The organism is Mesonia hippocampi, from assembly GCF_014197445.1.
Classification (GTDB): Bacteria; Bacteroidota; Bacteroidia; order Flavobacteriales; family Flavobacteriaceae; genus Mesonia; species Mesonia hippocampi.
The window spans coordinates 1-19486 of the sequence record NZ_JACIFO010000017.1 but is presented as its reverse complement, the minus strand read 5'-3'; the positions used below and the strand labels follow the sequence as shown (position 1 = coordinate 19486).

Sequence of the window (19486 nt, the reverse complement as noted above, 5' to 3'; positions counted from 1 at the left end):
CGGTTTTAAAACTTGCTTTTAAAAATTTCCTTAAAACGGTCTTGACTTTTTGGTTCGTTTTGTGTCAAGACAAAATGAACGGATAATTAACTTTAATATACTTACTTTTTTTAGTTCACAAATCCTTTATTTGTTAATAGTGTTCATGAATCAACATAAGCATTCATTTTTTTCATCGATAAAAAAACGAATCAAAAAAATCTAGGCTGCCGAATCTTGTCTTAAATTTATTACTCGGAAGCTAAATTTTAGAGAACTCGTATTGGCAAACCAATACTCAAACAGCCTAAAATTTCAACGCTTCTTTCGTGGCAAATTTTACAGACAATTTTCGTGATGCCAGAAAAAATGTATTAGTTCACAAACCTTTTATTTGCTAATGGTGTTCATGAATCAACAAAGTTGATTTCATCGATAAAAAAACCCTCCGTTTTAGCGGAGGGTTTCTTATAGCACATAGTAGGTCCAATAAAAAGCTACTAATTTTCTGTTTTATTATATCTTATAGGTTTTGCAGGGATTCCAACAGCTGTACAGTTACTTGGTAAAGATTTTGCAACAACAGCTCCTGCACCTATTACTGTATTTTCTCCTATTGATAACAAATTTATAATTTTTGCACCTGTTCCAACATATACATTTTCTGATATTTGCACTTCACCTGAAATATTTACAGAAGGCATAAAAGAACAATAATTACTAATTAATGTATCATGGCCCGTTGTACAACTTAAATTTAAAGTTACAAATGCTCCTATATTTATATTACATGTTATAATATTTCCTGCGCATATAATACTACCTCTTCCTATCTTTACGTCATCTCCTATATAAACACTTGGGTGAATTAACACTGGAAAATTAAAGTTACATCTTCCCTTAAATCTAGAAATTATCTGTTTCTTTATTTCAGGAATACCTATACCTATTGCTACTTCTATATTCTCTTCTCTTTCTAGAAGATTATCTATTTTTCCTAATAAAGGTAATCCATTAATTATTTCAGGTAAATTTTCTGCATCATCATAAAACCCCTCTATTTCGTATAGATTTCGTTCTTGGTTAAGTTGATCTATTAAAACCTTTACTTCCCTGCCGAATCCTCCTGCTCCTATAATCACAATTTTTTTTACCATAATATTTAATTATTTCCATTAAATGCCTCTGTTGTTACTTGTCCTTCTGCGTTTATGCCTTCAGATTTAAACACTTTTTGAATAGTTTTTAGTAATATTTTTATATCCAAAAGTAAACTACAATGTTCTACATACCAAACATCATATATAAATTTTTGTTCCCACGATATTGCATTTCGTCCATTTACCTGTGCCCAGCCTGTAATGCCTGGCCTCACTTGATGGCGTTTTTTTTGCTCTTCATTATACAATGGTAAATATTGCGGCAATAAGGGTCTGGGTCCTATCAAACTCATGTCGCCTTTAAATACATTAATCAACTGTGGTATTTCATCTAACGAGGTTTTACGTACAAAGCTACCAATTTTGGTTAATCGTTCGGCATCGGGTAATAGATTTCCGTCTATATCTTTTTTATCATTCATGGTCTTGAATTTGATAATTTTAAAAATCTTTTCGTCTTTTCCTGGGCGTGCCTGAAAGAAAAAAGGTTTGCCTTGATTAGCAAAAAACAAACCGATGGTTACGATAATAAATATTGGGCTTAGTAACAACAAACCGAAAAAAGCGGCTAAAAAATCAAATATTCGTTTAAAATAGTTTTTGTACATTTTTTTATTGAGGTTGGGAGTTGGCGGTTAGAGACTAGAGATTTTCCTAATTTCTAGTTTATTATTCAAGGCTGAATTTAATCCCATAAAAACGTAATTACCCATTCTTAGGTTACTTCCAATTAGTGAATGAGCAGCAAAAAAATTATTATTCCCTATATGAGTATCATGTCCTAATAAACACATGGAGTTAAATGTATTATGATTACCCATAACCGCATTAGACCCTACAACAGTGCCTGCCTGTATTGCATTTCCATAACCCATTTTCGCACTTCTGCAAATTGTCGCCGTAGGATGAATAAAGTTATAATATCGTTCTGTTGGAGCTTTAAATTCAGGAATCCATAATGATCTTTCTTTAAGTTTATCTGGCCTATACAGTTGATACATAAAAAACACATCTTTATATTTCTCATAAACCTTTCTTGTTTTACTTAATACAGGAAAACCATTAATTTCACCTCCATAATCTTCATCATCGAAAGCAAAATCCAAGAAATTCATCTTTTAGACCATAATTATCTATGGCATCCTGCATTTGTTCTGCAATATTTACTGCTGTCCCTATACCTCCAATAATTATTACTTTTTTAGCCATTTTACTTATTTTTTATTGCTTTTGCTTTTTTTAATACTTTTTTTGCTTTCAAAACAAATGGAGGGCCTACAAATTTACCATTCATAATGGCAACTCCTTGATTGTTTTCTCTAGCCTCTTTATCTAATCTCAAAATTTCTTCTGCTTCATAAATATCTTGCTCTGAAGGTGAAAAATATCTATGCACTAAAGGCAGCTCAATAGGATTCAAACAAAGCATTCCTTCAAAACCTAATTTTTTTGATAAAACAAGGTTCTTTTCTAAGTCTTCTAAATCTTTTACGCGAACATGAACAGTATCAATCGGGATCACTTTACATGCCCTTGCTGCCATCGCAATCATATTTCTAGGAACAAATAAGCTCTCATGTTCTAAATCGTGCTGACCTTCAAGATCGGTAATAAAATCTTCAGATCCGTATGCAATAGCTACAACCCTAGAAGAGGCGTTACAAATATCTTGAGCATTCAAAACAGCCGAAGCTGTTTCTATTAACGGAATAATTTTAAACGTTCCTATTGGAATTTTTTTTTCGTATTCAATTGTTTCTAAAAGCTTATCAAAAAAGTAAATATCTTCTCCTTTTTTAGCTTTAGGATACATAAAACCTGTGACTCCTTCAATAGCAAGCTGTGTTACATCTTTAAGTAGTTGCCCACTTTCTCTATCATTTATTCTCGGAAAGATCGTTTTCCCTTTAAACTTACCTGCGTTGATATACGCAGAAACCTTGTCTCTTGCAAGTTGTTTGTTCTCTACAGGTTGCACAGAATCTTCTATGTCAAAAAGTAACACATCCGCATCCATTCTCATAGCGCTTTTTAAAAGCTTATCATTATGACCTGGAACAAACATGAGGCTACGCATTAAATAATTTTCCATAATAATTATTGAATTGGGATTAATACTCTTCTTCTAAAACGTAATACTTCAAGGTTTTCTTGATTAAAAGCCCTTGTTTCTACATATACAACTCCTCTATTTCCTTTAGATGTTTTCCTTTTTTCAAGTATCTCTGTCTCTGCCCTTATTGTATCTCCAATAAAAACAGGACCCGTATGATTTACACTTTCATATTCTAAATTAGCAACTGCTTTACCACTAATGTCTGGGACAGTCATCCCTACTACTAAACTAAAAACAAGAGTTCCAACTACCAATATTTTTCCATGCTGGTGATCTTTCACATGCTCCAAACTTAAATGAACAGGGTGATGATTCATTGTTAGCAGACTAAATAAATTATTATCGCTTTCAAATATTGTTTTGGTAAGTGAATGTTTTATTGTTTCTCCAACAACAAAAGCATCATAAAAATTTCCTAAGTTACTTGGTTCCATAATGATTAATTATTTTTTTAGCTTTATTCAAATGAGGACGTTCTATGATTTGATTATCTATTATTATTGGATTAAACTCCTCCTTATCTTCAACTTTTTCTAAGGCAGTTATTACTTTTTTCGCCCATTCTAAATCAGTTTCAGTATATAATTTCATCTTTCTTTTAGACTCTAACTGCCACGGATGAATATAAAACTTGGCATCATACCCCTTCTGAAAACCATCTATAATCTCTTCTTGCAATAAGTTTTCGTCTTTCAGTTCCATAGAAGCTATATCTATGGCCTCAATATTTATCATTCGAGCCAAGTATAACAATTGTATTCGAGGATATTCCAAGTTTTTCAACGTATGATTTCCTCCTATCTCACTCATAAAATCATGACTTCCTAATGCCAACCCTTTTATCAATCCTCGATTAGTTAAAAGTATTTGTTGTAGCTCCAAGAAAAAACGAGCTGTTTCAACTAGTAATATAAGTTTTAAATCAATGTTACCTATTGTTTTTATAATAAACTCAAAATCTGAATTACTCTGTAGTTTTGGAAATACAAAATTACTATATCCAGCATCTATAAGCTTCTGTAAAGCCTGCGTATTTGCCTGTAACCTCACATCATACAAAGGTATGCGCAAGTAATGTTTTTTATATTTTAATGGATTATTACATAATTCATCTATAATAGCTACTCTGTCTGAAGCTTTTACTGCATCTTCAAGGTCTATAATAATATAAACTCCTAAGGCTTCAATAGTGGCTAATTTGTGTAGCCTATTTCCTGGAACAAAAAAATAATCTTTCATAATTAATTAACCTCTTATAGTATCTCTATGCTATCTTTAAAATGTTTTTGTTCTGAGTAGTTATTGATTTCATTATACATTGCTATTTATAAATCAAATGTTTTAATTTACCAACTTAGTTCCTAGTTCCCAGCTGCTATCAAACTTGCATATTGATCGCATAAAATACTTTTATCATAAGTAGTTTCTGCTAATTTACGCGCATTTTTTGCCATTTCATTTTTTAATGTATCATCTACTTGGAGACTTTTTATGGCTTGTGCTAACGCTGTTGGTTGGTGCGGATTTACATAAACTCCACAGTTGTGCTTTTCAACCATTTCTTTCGTCCATCCTGCAGAGTTTACAATTATTGGCTTCCCTGCTGATAGAGAATCAAATAGTTTATTAGGTGAATTGGTATAGAGTATTGGTAAGTCTTTAAAACTAACCATCGATACATCACAGAAATTAACAATCTCTGAGGTTTCTTCCATTGGGAATCTTCCTAAAAAATGTACTTGTTTTAACTGATGTTTTTGGCAATAGTTCTTTAATTCTTCTTCTGTAGAACCTCCTCCTATAAAAATAAATTCGATACTGGTATCTTCTTTTAGTTCCTCTGCTCCTCTTATTATGCTCATTGCTCCATTAGCTAGACCCAATGCCCCAAAGTGGATTAATTTAAAACTGTCTGTTCGAAGCCCTAACTCCGTTTGCAATTGTTTGTTTTTCTCTCTTGGCCAAAAGGCATCAATTTTTGCCATGTTAGGAATCATACTCACTTTTTCCTGAGGTTCATATTTGAGTACCCCCGCTGCCATACCTGGAGATAAAGCTACAATATGCTTGGCATTTTTGTAAATGCTTTTTTCAAAATTAACGGCTAATTTTTGAAGCAGCTTGTTATTTAGTCCTCCCATTTGGATAGGTACTTCGGGCCATAAATCTCGCACTTCAAAAATAAAAGGAATTTTTCGTAATTTTTTTAATACTAAAGCAGGAAAACCTACCGTTAAGGGAGTTGAGGTAGCAAGTGCTAAATCGACATTTTTTACTTTTAATGCTAAACGTGTCGATTTTATCATAAAATTGATAAAGGATTTTACACGTGCCATGATAGACATATTCTGGTTGTAAGGTACTTTTAGGTAAATTACCTCGATGCCATCAATTGTTTTATGCACAATTTTTTCTTGAATACTAGAAGAGGTTGTAAGCATCGTTACTTTATGCCCTTCTTCTATAAAGCGTTTTGCTACCCAATATGAACGTGTACCACCTGGCTCGCTAGGTATTTTAAAATATTGATGTATATATAAGATGTGCATAATATATGATTCAAATTATTTTCTTAAATTACAATGGTAATTCCCTTTTTACCTTATTCAAGCGACTAAAAGTATTATACATTTTTGTTTCATTAAATCCTTTATCTAACTTACTTTGCAAAAAATCTATTATTTCCTCTTTTGATGATTTACTTTCAAATACGGAAACGTCTTCTAAAGGCAACACATCAAAATGATCTTGTACTTTATTTGACTTCGTAACTGACACATCTGTAGGTATTACTCCTTTAGTATAAGCTGCAATTAAAACATGTAAACGATCACTAATCGCTATTTTAGATTTTCGATATATTTCATTAACAATCTCTTCTTGTCTATTATGATTGTATTGATTTTCCCAAATATAATACTCTCCTCTTAATTTAGCAGCTATCTCTTTTGCTCTTTCATTATCAATTTTAACTTGAGAAACAACAGCAATGCTTAAATTATTTTTTTGTTGAAACTCCTTTATTGCCTCAAACCATTTCTGGGAAGGGAGTTTTCTATCTCCTCGCATAGAAATAACTATAAAGTATTTTTTTTCATAGACAATATTTTGATCTATCTTATAAAACGCTAAATCAGGTATTACTTCTCCTTTTTTAAAGAGTTCAGAACTTTTTATTGTTCTCCAATATATTTTATTTGAAAAACCTATTAATTTATTCCACAACCATTTATATTTAATCTTAATATCAGACTGTGCAGCGACACCTATTCTTAGAATTTTCCCGCCTGTAATTCTTATATACAAATAAAAAGGAAACAAAACCAATTCTTTAACTAAGCGAGAGTTACTAAATGTTATCTCGCCTGGATTAAAAATAAAAAGTTTTTTTCTTAGAAAATCTTTAAAAATTATAGAAAATAACCATTTTGAAATACTTGAATAAACGATATCTTCTTCTTTAAGATCTAAAGCTTCTATAAAACTTTGAGGAGCATTACCAACATATATATGCAACTCAGTTGACCTATCTCTCAACCAAGAAATTAAAATTTTTCTATGCAGTGTGTCCCCAATATTAATCACCTGTCCGACTACTGGAATAAAAACCTTCTTCATAATATTATCTATTTAAAACTTCGTTATATAGTTTCTGATAGCTTTTCGCTATCTCTATCCAATCAAAACGTGAGAAATCAATCTTTGATAAATTATATTGTGGATAATTTAAAATAATTTTTTCCAACCCTGAAACTATACTATCGACAGAATATGCGTTAACTTTTTCCCCTACAACTCCATCTTGAAAAACTCCATCTATCCCTTGATTTTCAGTAAACAATACGGGAAGCCCTTGTGAAAGAGCCTCAATATAAACAAGCCCAAAGGTTTCTGTCAATGAAGGCATTGCAAATATATGATGACTACGATATATTTTTAACAATTTCTCTTTACTTTTTATTGAACCAGTATATTCAATGAATTTAGAATATTTTTGTATTAAAGGAAGTACTGTTTTTTCATCGTTCCCTAATTCTCCAACAATTGTTAATTGAATGTCTTGCCTAACTTCACGTAATTGTAATAAGGCATTTATCAATCGGACTAAATTCTTTTCTTTAGATATTCTCCCAACAAACAAAATCTTAAAAGCAGAGGTTTGTTTTTTAGGATAAATATTTGATAACCAAAAATCATCTATACCATTACTGATAACTATTGTTTTATCATAATATAAATGTTTTGATTTTTTAATTGAATTATGTTCAAACAAGTTTATTCGGTAAGCCTCACTTATGAAAATAATTTTATCTGCATTTTTAAGAATTTCGTGCATAAGAGAATATAAATCTTTCCTATACTTTAAAAATGTATTTAAATCAGTATTCCTAATCGTAATAATGTACCTCTTATTGTATTTTTTATAAAGCTTTAGTGCTAAAACTCCATCAGTAAATAATGTTGTTGCATGAATCAAATCTATATTTTCAATATTAGTTTGGTCTGTTAAATCCTGATATAAAAAACGAGCTTTATTTCTAAATAAAAACTTGTGATAGGTTCTTAAAAATCTAGAATAAATAACTTTTGAACCCTCTACCGAAAAATATAGTTCTGTATCTTCCCGTTGGCTCTTATTTTTTCTGTTAACGGCAAAAACTGTCTGTTGAATTTTTATTTTATCTACAGCACTACAAAGAACTCTATGCACTTTTGATAACCCTAAAAAGCCATTTGAAATATATAATATTTTTAATTTATTCATATACTTTCACTAAACATTAAAGCTTGTTTTTTTAATAGATGTAAGTCACAGTCTGTATTTTATCTATACAATTCGACTGTTTCTTTTAATTTCTGGTTGATATCTATTGTTTCATTAGCAGGTTCCCAATAGATTACTTTTTCCACTCTTTCATTTTTATACCTATAATTCTTGATTAATTTTAGATATTCAGAATATTGATTTGAACTTATTATATTTCCTCCATAATTTTTGTTTGAAGGATGTATCTTATACCACACGAAAGGATAAACTTTTTTATTTAATTTTTCAGCATACTCAAACGATAAGTCTAAATTGTTTTTTATGTAAGTACTAAAAAAATGAGGTTTCTTTTCTTTTTCATCGTGATGGAGGTATAATGACGGAGCAAAAACATCAACTGCCCTTAGCAAAGGGTATAGCTTATCAAAATCACTATATTTTTTATGGTTTTCCGAAATAAATCTAAATGGAATATTATATATCATGACTTTCGCCTTAGGTCTTAATTCCTTTACCAATTCAACAGCTCCTACCATCATTCTAATATTATGATGATAATTTTTATGATTCATTGAATTAGACCTAAGTTCTTGATAAACCTTATTTTCAATATTTAAGACTACATAACCACTATAATTAAGATCCTTTATAACTTTAAGTATTCCTTTCTCTAAAGTTTTTAAATCTATAATTCCTTTTTTAGTTGGATCAATATAATAACTTCCAAAAAAATAATAGTTATCCATCTTCAACGAAACTTCTTGCGAATATCTGCCTGATTGAATAACAGGTCTTACTTCTTGAGCAGAGCAACTATAATTTAGTAATGCTACTAAAAGAATTATTATCTTATACATTATCTCTCTTATACTTTTCATTAGTAATAGATTTATAATTTACACCTATAACAAGTACCGAAAAAATCCAAAAAAGATTATTAGAAAATATGTTACCTGAAAACATAGAAAACACTAAATATTGCATAAACAACAAACTTATCCATGTATTGGCAGAGTGTTTTTTACAATTAAGGTAAAAACCTCTTATACATTTTGCAATCCATAACATAATGGTAATCCCTCCCATAAAACCTATAGACATTAAGGCCTCTAAAATTAGATTGTGAGGATAGTTCCCCGAAATAGAGTATTCCTGAATCAACATTGCATTTCCAAATATTGGATTATCTATAAATTCATTAAACGCAGTTGCAAAATATTTTTCTCTCGTTTTATCTCCTCCTACTTCAATAGCATAAAGTATTCTTTCAATCAAGCTACTTTTAAATATATCGTTTAAAAAAAATAAAATATCTGCAAAAAATACATAGATGATTATTCCTAAGGTTAAAAGCAAAAGCAAAGATTTTACACTTCCATACCACAAAAACAAAAAGAGTAGTGATACTAAAATAAGTGCCAAAAGAGGACTCTTACTTGCCGACACAAAAACCCCCATAAAACCTAATATAAAGCCAAAAATATAAAATATGTTTTTTTTAAAATCTTTATCTTTTTTGGTTAGATAAAATAGAGATAAAAGACTTAGCGTAGTACCATACTGCCCAAACATAATTATTCCAACGTTAATATCACCAGCGTCCCTACCAACAAGATTAGAGTTACCTCTCGAATATAATGCTACACATAGCGTAAAAAACAGAATGCGATATACCCATTTCAATAACCAATCATAATCAATATTTTTTGCTTGTGTAATCAATATCACACATAATGAAGGTATAAAAACAACTCCAAAAGCAAATTGCAAGTATTCAATAGGCTTTTTATTTGGAGCTAAAATGATATTTATAACAAATAAATCATAAAAAATTCTAATCGTATAAAGAAACCAAAAAACAAAGAATAGAAAGTAACGATTCAGATAAAGTTTTGGGACTTTACGAGAGAGTAGGATTGATAAAATTAAAAAAATTGAAACTACTAAAATAAATGCTCTAAAAGGAACTGCTATAGAGCCTTCTGTTAGACCAAAAATCTTCGGAACGACTCCTATAAAGAAAAAACCAATAATAAGTATTATTAAATAGAGGTTTGACGACTTATTTATTAAACTTCTAATCACTTCACTAATCTTTAAAAAACTCCTTCCATTTATCAATAATTATTTCTTTATCAAGATAATTATCAATTATTTTATAATTCTTGACTTTATCAGTATAGGTCAATTCCTCAAAAAAAGCTTCTTTAGACATAGAATCTATCTCGTTTACATGAAATACTACTGCACCTAACAACTTCATAAAATCATAATTAATCCCTGATAAAAAAACTTTTTTACCTAACCTCAAGCATGTAAAAATAGCACCTAAACCAGACTGTCCTTTTACGTCACATATATATATATCACACTTATTCATATACTTGTAATAATCTTCTAAAGTATATAATGTCTCGTCCATAAAAAAATTATCTCCATAAATAGCCTTGCCAACCTCTCGTAGCTTTAAAGAAATACTACTCTCCTGAAAAGTATAATTTATCATACAATTAACGTAGAGATTTTTTTTAAATCTAGAAAGTTTTTCTGCTAAAGGTAAATAAGTTTGTAAACTAGATGAATTATTTCCCAAATATATTTTTTTAATTGAGCTTGTATTTCCTTCTTTCGTAAGGTTTTCTAGAGAATAAGGAAATTTTCCAAGAGAACCAAAATACGACAAAAGAACACATTCTTTTATACCATAATCTTTTCTTAAGCTAGCTTCGTCGTGAGGCATTAAAACACCTATTTTACTAAAACTAGTATAAATCATCCTTTTAAATGGTGTAAAAACTATCGATTTCCAATTTTTATTATTAATTCTAGTCCCTGCTCCCCAGCAAATCCAACTTACGTTTGTAAAACCTCTTAAATAGAAAAATAACATCCACTTATAAGGAACCCCATGTAATATAATTTTATTATCCTTAAAATTCTTAGAAACAGTTTTTAGCTCTTTAAATGAATGTGTGATTTCAAACGATTTATTATTAAAATCTCTAAAAATATCGATATAAACTGAATCTCGTTCATCTTCTTTTGTTCTTGCTAAAACATAAAACTGTGGCTCTTGAAGCTGTAGAAACCCCTTTAAAATAGTTGGCACTAAATGAAACCTATCAGCTGTAAAAATGTGTATAATCATATATTAACAATTTTATTTTACGTCAAAAACATCTAATATTAAAACTATTGTAAGTGATTAACCTATCTAATATTAAACACCTAGTTATCTTTCAAATACAAACACCATATTTTCAAAATCAAATAATTAAATTATTATTGCTTTTTTAACTTAGTAATAATATCTTTATTCTCTTCCATTTTAAGCTATAATGGTTTTATATCTTTTATAAATTCTTTAGCTGGATTACCATACACTTTAGTATCTGAATTAACACTTTTAATAACGTTTGAAGCCATCCCGACAAAACAAAAATCTCCTATTTCAATATAGTTATTAAACGATGAGTTTAACCCCAAGAAATTTGCATTTCCAATTACATTGTTACTTCCAATTACATTATGTGCGGCAATAAAGTTATAATTTCCCATAAGAGTATCATGCCCTATTAAAGAATTGGAATGAATTGTACAATGGTTACCTATTATGGCATTTGAGTTAATTACACTATTTGCCATAATAGCTGTCCCTCGACCTATTTTACTATTCTTTGAAATCACAACAGATGGATGAATAAAAGTAGCATACCTATCTAATGGAATCCTATAAGAATTAAGTAAATCAATTCTTTCTCTCATTAAATCAGGACGATATAATTGATATATAAACTTAACATCTGAATAATCTTTGAATTTATTAAAAACTTCTTTCGTTTTTGAAACTACAGGAAACCCTGCTATTTCACTTCCAAATGATTCATCATCAAATGCGAAGCCTAAAAACTCTACATTTGCACCCTTCTGATTGGCATCGCAAATCTGTTCACCTACTACTATGGCACTACCTTTTCCTCCTATGACTATTATTTTTTCCATCTTTTAAATTATAATTTCGATTATGCGATCTAATTCTTTTTTATCATACCTCTGGTCTATAGGTAATGGAATTAATTCTCCTACCAAATTATATGAATTACTAGTAGGATTACTCCAGTCTAATACATTAGACCAATAAGTTGCACAATATATTTTATTTTTTAATAGTTTTGATTTAAGCTTTGGATTTTTTGTTCTAAATGGATAAACCATCGGAACAGATTTTTCACTTACTTTAAATGACGAAAATAAATTTACCCCTGATAATTCTTTATGCAAATAATTAAAATTTTCACACCTTTTACCTTTTACATAATCAAAATCAATAGAATTCAACATCTTTTTTGTTAAATTTGACATGAATTTTATAGGCTGATTATCAAGAGATTCATCATTCAGTCTAAAATCTTCATATGCCTCTTCTGCAGACAAATCAAGTCTTTTTAACAGATGAGAAGCTCTGTTGTAACTAACATCTATAGGGAAAGACTCCGATAACTTTTTATCTGTGTACAAAATACCACCATCAGGTAAACCAAAAAACTTTCGAGGAGAATAAAAAGTATCAATTCCTTGTATTGCTTCTGAAAAAAACGATTGTGCATTGTCAATAATTAAATTTTTCACTCTTTGATGTATTTTTAGAATATATTCATCTTTAAGTCCAAAATAATTAGTTAATAAAAATGCCTCCTTCTTATCTATTCTATTAAAATCAAAAATTGGTTCTAAATTATTATCTAAATCATAAAACTCATAGTTAACTCTTGTTTTATTAATAGGTTCTAAAATTACCTCACATGTGTAGTAGGGAATATATATTTTAGAGTATTGTTTACTAATTAAAATATACTCTAAACAATTACGTGCAGAATTTAGCTCAACAAAATTATCTCCAGAGTGATATTTTTTATTATTTGTTAATTCTAGAGAGAAATAACCCCCTATTGAGTTTCTTTTTATCATATCACTAATATTATTCAATAATTACTTGAAAATAAGAAGCATAATCAGAAATTACTTCTTCTAACTCTTCGCTAGTTTCAAATTGAAGCACAATTGTCCCTATTGCATCATTAGCTGCACTAAAAGCGTTAATTTTATCTCCCTTTTTAACCCATAAATCTATTTCAACTACTGCTTTCTTTACATCTTCTTTTACAATCAAATCCCTATAAAGTCCTTTAGTGTTACTATACAGAATTACTTCTGCCCAATATCCGTTTTGAGAAGGAGACTTAATCTCAATATCTTCTCCAAGTGCTACTTTCACTGCATTAGATATTAAATCTATTCCTGTTGAGTAACGAACCATTTCTGAAAGTCTGTTTCCTCCACCTCTAGGAGAAACTTCCATAATATAAGCCCTATTATCTACTGTTTCTCTAACTTCTATATTGTATATAGAAGATTTCAAGTTTAACAAACTAACCAATCTTTGTAACTCTTCTTTTAAATAATTTTGATTTTCTAAGCTTATCGTAGAAGGCCAACTATATGCAGATGGCGTATATGGATTAGGGGAATTCTTATCAAACCTTTGTGCCGAAAAAGTAACCACTTCCATTTTTCCATCAACAGAAAAACAATCAGAGTCTGATGAACACCCTTTACTCTCCAAAAACTCCTCTATTATAAATGTTTTAGATGGAGAAAATTTAACGGCATAGAGAATTGCTTTCTCTAACTCTTCTATTTTTTCTACTTTTATTACTCCTTTACTACCGGCAGAATCTACTGGTTTAACAATTACAGGCAAATCTGCCTCATTATATTTTTTTAATGCTTGTTCTAACTCTGTATAACTATTTGATTTAGGTACATTAAAATCATGTTGTTCTAGAAATTTTCTAAACAGTGCTTTGTTCTGTAATATTTCCACAGATTTAAACGAACCTGCAAAGGGCAGCCCCATCTTTTCACTCACATAAGCAGCTGTCAGAACACCTGGATCTACGGCAAAAGACATAATTCCGTCTATTTTAAGAGTCTTCGCTAACTCCAATACCGCTTCTTTGTCTATAATACTTATGTTATAATATTCATCCGAATATTTATGTGCTATATTATTTGGCAAATAATCACAAGTTATTACATAATGCCCCAAATCTTTTGCAGCTTTAATAACCGGTATCAAATACCTCAGTCCCCCTAATAATAATATTTTTTTCATCTATCAAAAATAATATCTTGCTACCCCTTAAAGTTTAATTAATTTGGCGATTTTATCTACCTCTACCTCTGTTAAATCATAGTACAAAGGTAAACAGAGTACGCGTTTTGCTACACTATCGGTTATGCTAAAATTTTGTCTAGGCAAATAAGGTGTACTATTGGCTAAAGATGGGTAAAAATAACGCCGTGCTTGGATGTTATTTTTGTTTAAATTTTCCAATACTTTTAACAAATGTGCTTCTGTAGCTAACAATATAGGATAATAGGCATAATTTAAATTGGCTTGTTGGTGCCATATAGGCTTTGTTATTTTTGTGGTTCCAAGCAATTTTTCATCATACAACTCAGTTAACGCTTTTCGTTTTTCATGTATAGCTTCAATATATTTCAAATTAACGAGCCCCATTGCTGCATGAAATTCTGAATTTTTTCCATTTATCCCTAATTCTGAAAATGCCTCTGGTCCTGCAAACCCAAAGTTACGCATAGATGCTAATTTTCTAAATACTTGCGCATTATTGGCAAACACCAAGCCGCCTTCTGTACTATGGTATAATTTGGTAGCGTGTAAACTACAAGTGCTAACATCTCCGTATTCAAATATCGATTTTTCGCCCACCTTTACTCCAAAAGCATGTGCGGCATCATAAATTACTTTCAAGTTATACTTAGCTGCAATAACTTGTATTTTTTCAACATCACACGGGTTGCCATAAACATGTGTTGCCAAAATTGCTTGGGTATTAGGCGTAATAGCGGCTTCTATTTTATTGGCATCTATATTAAAACTTTGCTCATCGATATCTACAAAAACAGGTTTACAGCCTTCCCACACAATACTACTTGTTGTTGCTATAAAAGAAAATGGTGTTGTAATAACCTCGCCTGTAATCTCTAAGGCTTTTAATGCCATCTGTAAGGCTATTGTACCATTGGTTACAAAAAGTGTTTCTTTTACTTGAAGATAATTTGCTATTTCTATTTCAAGTTTTTTTGATAGCGGCCCCATATTAGTCAACCACTGTGAATTCCAAACCTCATCTAATAAGGCTGAATATTCTTTTTTTGGGGGTAAAAAAGGTTTGGTTACAGGAATCATATTATTTTTTATTCTTTATAAGATTTATAATGGTATGGATAGGACTCGACTTATAGATATAATTTATACCTAAATAGCATAAAACTCCAACCCCTACGGGTAATATTATTTGATATATGACATGAAAATTTTCCATTGCCTGTACTAATAAATTTATCAAAACTGCAATACCTAAAGTTATTAAGAGGGTTATGGCTAAGTCGATAATTTGTTGCTTGACCGGATAGTTAATTAAATTGCTTGAGTAATACATATTGACATACAAAGATGAAAATGAAGTAAATACACTACTCCAAACTAATCCTATAACACCAAACTGAAAAGCAACTAAAACAGCTAAAACAGTAATTATTTTTTTTATAACTTCTATTTTTAAGAATAAATCACTTCTTCCAAATACCTTTAGAATATTTAAATTAAACGAATGTACTGGATGAAGCATCATGGCTAAACTTAAAATCTGAAAGTAAATAACTGCGGGCAGCCATTCTTCACCCAAAACTAATGTAAATAAAGGTTCTGCCACAGCTGCTGTTGTTAGCATAATAGGGGCAATAATAAAAAATGAGCTTTTTAATAAATTACGGTATGTTTTTTCTAAACGTTCTTTATCATTTGTTATGCTAGAAAGCATGGGATAAGTTACTTTAGAGATTACCCCTGTTAAAGTTGATGAAGGGTAAGTTGTAAATTGCTTAGAACGTTCATAATACCCTAAAGATTGAGCAGAATAAAATTTCCCTATTAACACATTATAAATATTCTTAAAGAGCGTATCTAACAATCCTGATAACATTAATTTATACCCAAAACCATAATGCTCTCTGAATTTCCTCCATGAAAATATAAGCTTAGGTTTCCAATCTGAAAAAATCCATAAGAGTATCGTTCTTACAATCTCTATCGTTAAATACATCCATACAATACTCCATACTCCATACCCTAAATACCCTAAGCTAATTCCTATCAAAACCCCTATAAGGTTACTTGGAATATTGTATAAAGCAATAGCTCTAAACTTCATATTCCGGGTTAATATAGCTAATTGCACAGCGGAAAAAGCTATTATAATAAAGATAACGCAGTAAGTTCGTACAAGGTTTATTAATACTGGATATCCAAAAAAGTCTGCAATAAATGGGGCTAAAATGTATATTAATACATATACAATAAGACTCATAACTAAGTTTATATAAAAAACTGTTGAAAAATCTTTTTGCCCTGGTCTGGTTGTACGAATTAACGAATGTGACATCCCACTATCGGTCAATGACTTACCAATAGCAATAAATACGGCTATCATACCTACCAAACCGAAATCTTTTGGTCCTAATAATCGTGCCAAAACAATCATTGCGATAAAAACACTTCCTCTTATTAAAAAAACATCAAGGAATGTCCATAAGAATCCAGCGAAAGTCTTCTTTTTTAAAGAACTAGTCATTAAATGTGCTCCTATTTACAAATTCGTTTTAGGTACTCAAAATAATCACCTTTCATACCTTCTACTTGTTGTTGTAATTGTGTTCTTGTAATCCATTTGTAATGCAATGCTATCTCCTCTAAACAAGCTATTTTAAGTCCTGTACGCTTTTCTACCGCTTTTACAAACTCGGTAGCTTCGGTTAAGGCTTCATGGGTTCCAGTGTCTAGCCATGCAAATCCTCTACTTAAAATTTGCATTTTAAGTTGTTCCTGTCCTAAATAGGCCTGATTTACCGAAGTAATTTCTAACTCTCCTCGATGGGAAGGCTTAACTTCTTTGGCAATATCAACCACCGAATTCGGATAAAAATATAAACCTACTACCGCAAAATTAGATTTTGGTTCTTTAGGTTTTTCTTCAATACTTATTACATTTTTATCGGCATCAAATTCGGCAACGCCATAGCGCTCTGGGTCGTTTACATAATTACCAAAAACAACTGCTTTTTGTTCATCTTTTACCGTTTGTACGGCTTCACTTAATAGTTTTTGTAATCCTGCTCCGTAAAAAATATTATCGCCCAATACTAAACAAACATCATCATTCCCAATAAAATCTTCGCCTATAATAAACGCTTGCGCCAAACCATCGGGACTAGGTTGCTCTGCATAAGTCAACGTGATTCCTAATTGAGAACCATCTCCCAACAAACGCTTAAAATTAGGCAAATCGTGAGGCGTCGAAATAATTAAAATTTCTTTTATTCCCGCCAGCATTAATACCGATAAAGGATAGTAAATCATCGGTTTGTCGTAGATAGGGAGTAGTTGTTTGCTTACAGACAGGGTTAGAGGGTGTAACCTTGTTCCTGAGCCTCCTGCTAATATTATTCCTTTCATAATGTTTTGGTTGTCTTATTTTTTATCGAAGTTATGAGTTTTTTAATGTTTTTTAATGCTTTAGTGACTTTTATTTATGTAAAATATTGACTTTTGGTTTGTTTTGTGTCAAGAAAAATAAACGGGTAATAAACTTTAGTATACTTACTTTTTTTAGTTCACGAATCTTTTATCTGCTAATGGTGTTCATGAATAAATATTCATTTTTTTAGTTCACGAATCTTTTATTAACTAATGGAGTTCATGAATTATTCTAAATATTCATTTTTTTCATCGATAAAAAAACGAATCAAAAAAATCTAGTGCCTTTAAAGGAAATTTTTACGAATACATTCGTAAAAACCGCTTATTTGCTTATCGCTACATGCCATTTTCGCCTATGGCGAAAGCACTTCCGCTTGCAAATAGCTATTTCTAAAGGCCCGGGAAAAATGTATAAATACATTTTTAAAAAGGTCTTCTTTTTTTACAGACAATTTTCGTGATGCCAGAAAAAATTGTATTAGTTCACAAACCTTTTATTTGCTAATGGTGTTCATGAATCAACAAAGTTGATTTCAACCCAACCGACAGTTTTGCAGAAATAGCTGTAAATCCAGTGGAAGTGCGTCTTTGCATCGCAAAGACAAAGCATGAAACGCCAGATTTAGCAGCGGTTTTAAAACTTGTTTTTAAAAATTTCCTTAAAACGGTCTTGACTTTTTGGTTCGTTTTGTGTCAAGACAAAATGAACTGATAACATTCTTTATTATACTTACTTTTTTTAGTTCACGACCTTTTATTTCTTAATAGTGTTCATGAATCAACAAAGTTGATTTCATTGATAAAAAACGAATCAAAAAAATCTAGGCTGCCGAAAAAACTGTTCTTTATTTAATTTTCTTAGCTACCGTATAATTATTTTGTATTCAAGGATTTTAAAAACTCATCTGCAGTCATAACAGGTAATAATGATTTTTTAAAGTCTTTTCCGTTTCTTGTTATTATTATTTCACATTCTGATTCTGTAGCACTAAAATATTGTAAGGCATCTTCAAAGTCTTTAATAGACGAATTAAGTCCTTTTTCAATCGTTTGTTCATCAAGTGAACATACTTCACATATTATCTTAAATTTTCTTAGCTTTTCCCTAGCAATTTTTTCATTTTCAAACTTTGCTAGAAAATAGTTAACTGTAGCAAACGAAATAGGCGAAACAACCATTGTTAGTCTCTCTTTTTCAGCCAAGGTTGCGATTTTTGCTATCGGCTCGTAAAATGGTTTACGTTCTCCTAGAAAATCCAACATTACATTTGTATCTATAAAAATCCTCTTGCTCATTTGTACTTTTCCATTAAATAATCAGCATATTCTTTTTTATAGTCCAAATCAGTTGGTATTTCAATCCCAGTTGAGATACTTTTAACGAAAGGTGAAATCTCAAATTCAGCGGTTTCTTTTTCAGATGTCAAAGATTGCAAATAGACTTCTACAATACGAGATAAGCTCATTTTTCTGTTAGCAGCGTAGGCTTTAGCTTTTTCTATAACATCTTGATTAAGCTTTAATGTTAATTTAGTATCCATAACAAATTAATTTATACGTACAAATATAACAAAACAACCCGTATAATTCGGTTTGTCATTGATTTTTGATGCTTATAAATCCATTTTCTTCTGTCTTTTTCCAAGGATACAAAATTATCAATTTGGGGTGTTTTTAAGAGCTATCTTTTTGCTGCTTTTTAGCCCCTATAAACAAGTCATTTTTACCCAACATTTAGACAACAGCTAAACTAAAATCAGCCCATTTTTTAGTGGACAATTTGTGGTCTCACCCTAGACTAGGTGTGGACTAGGTGTGGACTAGGTATGGCTTTGATA

The 19486-nt window shown here is 30.5% G+C and carries 21 protein-coding genes; all 21 read right to left on the bottom strand.

Annotated features, from left to right (window positions below; all coding sequences use genetic code 11):
• Nucleotides 1-479: 479 nt before the first annotated feature.
• Entirely contained in the window at nucleotides 480-1136 is a 657-nt protein-coding gene (locus GGR32_RS11855) for an acetyltransferase (RefSeq protein WP_183478423.1), read from the bottom strand.
• Nucleotides 1137-1141: 5 nt separating this feature from the next.
• Complete coding sequence (locus GGR32_RS11850) at nucleotides 1142-1747, bottom strand: sugar transferase (protein WP_183478422.1); 606 nt, start codon at nucleotides 1745-1747, stop codon at nucleotides 1142-1144.
• Nucleotides 1748-1774: 27 nt separating this feature from the next.
• Nucleotides 1775-2245: an LbetaH domain-containing protein gene (locus GGR32_RS11845; RefSeq protein ID WP_183478421.1), complete on the bottom strand. Its 471-nt coding sequence runs from the start codon at nucleotides 2243-2245 to the stop codon at nucleotides 1775-1777.
• Nucleotides 2226-2348, bottom strand: coding sequence for a hypothetical protein (locus GGR32_RS12085; RefSeq protein ID WP_281372639.1), 123 nt, complete (start codon nucleotides 2346-2348; stop codon nucleotides 2226-2228). Before GGR32_RS12085 ends, GGR32_RS11845 begins: the two co-directional genes overlap by 20 nt.
• 1 nt (nucleotide 2349) lies before the next feature.
• Nucleotides 2350-3231 carry an HpcH/HpaI aldolase/citrate lyase family protein gene (locus GGR32_RS11840; RefSeq protein ID WP_183478420.1) on the bottom strand — a complete coding sequence of 294 codons (882 nt, stop codon included), beginning with the start codon at nucleotides 3229-3231 and terminating at the stop codon, nucleotides 2350-2352.
• 5 nt (nucleotides 3232-3236) lie between these two features.
• The gene (locus GGR32_RS11835) at nucleotides 3237-3689 is read right to left on the bottom strand and encodes a MaoC family dehydratase (protein WP_183478419.1); all 453 of its coding nucleotides are present in this window, start codon (nucleotides 3687-3689) and stop codon (nucleotides 3237-3239) included.
• A complete protein-coding gene (locus tag GGR32_RS11830) occupies nucleotides 3676-4494 on the bottom strand; it encodes an HpcH/HpaI aldolase/citrate lyase family protein (RefSeq protein ID WP_183478418.1) in 819 nt (272 codons plus the stop codon). The genes GGR32_RS11835 and GGR32_RS11830 overlap by 14 nt, the downstream gene beginning before the upstream one ends.
• A gap of 122 nt (nucleotides 4495-4616) precedes the next feature.
• Nucleotides 4617-5804 (bottom strand): glycosyltransferase family 4 protein, encoded by a 1188-nt coding sequence (locus GGR32_RS11825; protein ID WP_183478417.1) that lies wholly within the window; start codon nucleotides 5802-5804, stop codon nucleotides 4617-4619.
• 28 nt (nucleotides 5805-5832) lie between these two features.
• The gene (locus GGR32_RS11820) at nucleotides 5833-6873 is read right to left on the bottom strand and encodes a polysaccharide pyruvyl transferase family protein (protein ID WP_183478416.1); all 1041 of its coding nucleotides are present in this window, start codon (nucleotides 6871-6873) and stop codon (nucleotides 5833-5835) included.
• A gap of 4 nt (nucleotides 6874-6877) precedes the next feature.
• The gene (locus tag GGR32_RS11815) at nucleotides 6878-8020 is read right to left on the bottom strand and encodes a glycosyltransferase family 4 protein (RefSeq protein WP_183478415.1); all 1143 of its coding nucleotides are present in this window, start codon (nucleotides 8018-8020) and stop codon (nucleotides 6878-6880) included.
• Between the two features lie 59 nt (nucleotides 8021-8079).
• A complete protein-coding gene (locus GGR32_RS11810; RefSeq protein ID WP_183478414.1) occupies nucleotides 8080-8901 on the bottom strand; it encodes a hypothetical protein in 822 nt (273 codons plus the stop codon).
• A complete protein-coding gene (locus GGR32_RS12115; protein ID WP_183478413.1) occupies nucleotides 8873-10108 on the bottom strand; it encodes an O-antigen ligase family protein in 1236 nt (411 codons plus the stop codon). The genes GGR32_RS11810 and GGR32_RS12115 overlap by 29 nt, the downstream gene beginning before the upstream one ends.
• 4 nt (nucleotides 10109-10112) lie before the next feature.
• Nucleotides 10113-11171 carry a TDP-N-acetylfucosamine:lipid II N-acetylfucosaminyltransferase gene (locus GGR32_RS11800; protein WP_183478412.1) on the bottom strand — a complete coding sequence of 353 codons (1059 nt, stop codon included), beginning with the start codon at nucleotides 11169-11171 and terminating at the stop codon, nucleotides 10113-10115.
• Between the two features lie 185 nt (nucleotides 11172-11356).
• On the bottom strand, nucleotides 11357-12025 hold the full coding sequence (locus GGR32_RS11795) for an acetyltransferase (protein ID WP_183478411.1): 669 nt from the start codon (nucleotides 12023-12025) through the stop codon (nucleotides 11357-11359).
• Nucleotides 12026-12028: 3 nt separating this feature from the next.
• Nucleotides 12029-12991 (bottom strand): hypothetical protein, encoded by a 963-nt coding sequence (locus GGR32_RS11790; RefSeq protein WP_183478410.1) that lies wholly within the window; start codon nucleotides 12989-12991, stop codon nucleotides 12029-12031.
• Nucleotides 12992-13001: 10 nt separating this feature from the next.
• Nucleotides 13002-14102, bottom strand: a complete 1101-nt coding sequence (locus GGR32_RS11785; protein ID WP_221403739.1) for an ATP-grasp domain-containing protein — start codon at nucleotides 14100-14102, stop codon at nucleotides 13002-13004.
• Between the two features lie 123 nt (nucleotides 14103-14225).
• Nucleotides 14226-15299, bottom strand: coding sequence for a DegT/DnrJ/EryC1/StrS family aminotransferase (locus GGR32_RS11780; RefSeq protein ID WP_183478408.1), 1074 nt, complete (start codon nucleotides 15297-15299; stop codon nucleotides 14226-14228).
• Between the two features lies 1 nt (nucleotide 15300).
• Complete coding sequence (locus GGR32_RS11775) at nucleotides 15301-16743, bottom strand: lipopolysaccharide biosynthesis protein (RefSeq protein ID WP_183478407.1); 1443 nt, start codon at nucleotides 16741-16743, stop codon at nucleotides 15301-15303.
• An 11-nt stretch (nucleotides 16744-16754) separates the two neighbouring features.
• Complete coding sequence (gene rfbA / locus GGR32_RS11770; RefSeq protein WP_183478406.1) at nucleotides 16755-17624, bottom strand: glucose-1-phosphate thymidylyltransferase RfbA; 870 nt, start codon at nucleotides 17622-17624, stop codon at nucleotides 16755-16757.
• Between the two features lie 897 nt (nucleotides 17625-18521).
• A complete protein-coding gene (locus GGR32_RS11765) occupies nucleotides 18522-18944 on the bottom strand; it encodes a type II toxin-antitoxin system VapC family toxin (protein ID WP_183478405.1) in 423 nt (140 codons plus the stop codon).
• The gene (locus tag GGR32_RS11760) at nucleotides 18941-19189 is read right to left on the bottom strand and encodes a DUF6364 family protein (RefSeq protein WP_183478404.1); all 249 of its coding nucleotides are present in this window, start codon (nucleotides 19187-19189) and stop codon (nucleotides 18941-18943) included. The genes GGR32_RS11765 and GGR32_RS11760 overlap by 4 nt, the downstream gene beginning before the upstream one ends.
• Nucleotides 19190-19486: the final 297 nt, after the last annotated feature.

Excerpts from the sequence above, each read along its gene's own strand:
- GGR32_RS11800 (WP_183478412.1), bottom strand. The coding sequence starts at position 11,171 with ATGATTATACACATTTTTACAGCTGATAGGTTTCATTTAGTGCCAACT.
- GGR32_RS11830 (WP_183478418.1), bottom strand. The coding sequence starts at position 4,494 with ATGAAAGATTATTTTTTTGTTCCAGGAAATAGGCTACACAAATTAGCC.
- GGR32_RS11760 (WP_183478404.1), bottom strand. The coding sequence starts at position 19,189 with ATGGATACTAAATTAACATTAAAGCTTAATCAAGATGTTATAGAAAAA.
- GGR32_RS11815 (WP_183478415.1), bottom strand. The coding sequence starts at position 8,020 with ATGAATAAATTAAAAATATTATATATTTCAAATGGCTTTTTAGGGTTA.
- GGR32_RS12085 (WP_281372639.1), bottom strand. The coding sequence starts at position 2,348 with ATGGCTAAAAAAGTAATAATTATTGGAGGTATAGGGACAGCAGTAAAT.
- GGR32_RS11825 (WP_183478417.1), bottom strand. The coding sequence starts at position 5,804 with ATGCACATCTTATATATACATCAATATTTTAAAATACCTAGCGAGCCA.
- GGR32_RS11810 (WP_183478414.1), bottom strand. The coding sequence starts at position 8,901 with ATGAAAAGTATAAGAGAGATAATGTATAAGATAATAATTCTTTTAGTA.
- GGR32_RS11840 (WP_183478420.1), bottom strand. The coding sequence starts at position 3,231 with ATGGAAAATTATTTAATGCGTAGCCTCATGTTTGTTCCAGGTCATAAT.
- GGR32_RS11820 (WP_183478416.1), bottom strand. The coding sequence starts at position 6,873 with ATGAAGAAGGTTTTTATTCCAGTAGTCGGACAGGTGATTAATATTGGG.
- GGR32_RS11790 (WP_183478410.1), bottom strand. The coding sequence starts at position 12,991 with ATGATAAAAAGAAACTCAATAGGGGGTTATTTCTCTCTAGAATTAACA.
- GGR32_RS11765 (WP_183478405.1), bottom strand. The coding sequence starts at position 18,944 with ATGAGCAAGAGGATTTTTATAGATACAAATGTAATGTTGGATTTTCTA.
- GGR32_RS11835 (WP_183478419.1), bottom strand. The coding sequence starts at position 3,689 with ATGGAACCAAGTAACTTAGGAAATTTTTATGATGCTTTTGTTGTTGGA.
- GGR32_RS11855 (WP_183478423.1), bottom strand. The coding sequence starts at position 1,136 with ATGGTAAAAAAAATTGTGATTATAGGAGCAGGAGGATTCGGCAGGGAA.
- GGR32_RS11850 (WP_183478422.1), bottom strand. The coding sequence starts at position 1,747 with ATGTACAAAAACTATTTTAAACGAATATTTGATTTTTTAGCCGCTTTT.
- GGR32_RS11780 (WP_183478408.1), bottom strand. The coding sequence starts at position 15,299 with ATGATTCCTGTAACCAAACCTTTTTTACCCCCAAAAAAAGAATATTCA.
- GGR32_RS11795 (WP_183478411.1), bottom strand. The coding sequence starts at position 12,025 with ATGGAAAAAATAATAGTCATAGGAGGAAAAGGTAGTGCCATAGTAGTA.
- GGR32_RS11775 (WP_183478407.1), bottom strand. The coding sequence starts at position 16,743 with ATGACTAGTTCTTTAAAAAAGAAGACTTTCGCTGGATTCTTATGGACA.
- rfbA (WP_183478406.1), bottom strand. The coding sequence starts at position 17,624 with ATGAAAGGAATAATATTAGCAGGAGGCTCAGGAACAAGGTTACACCCT.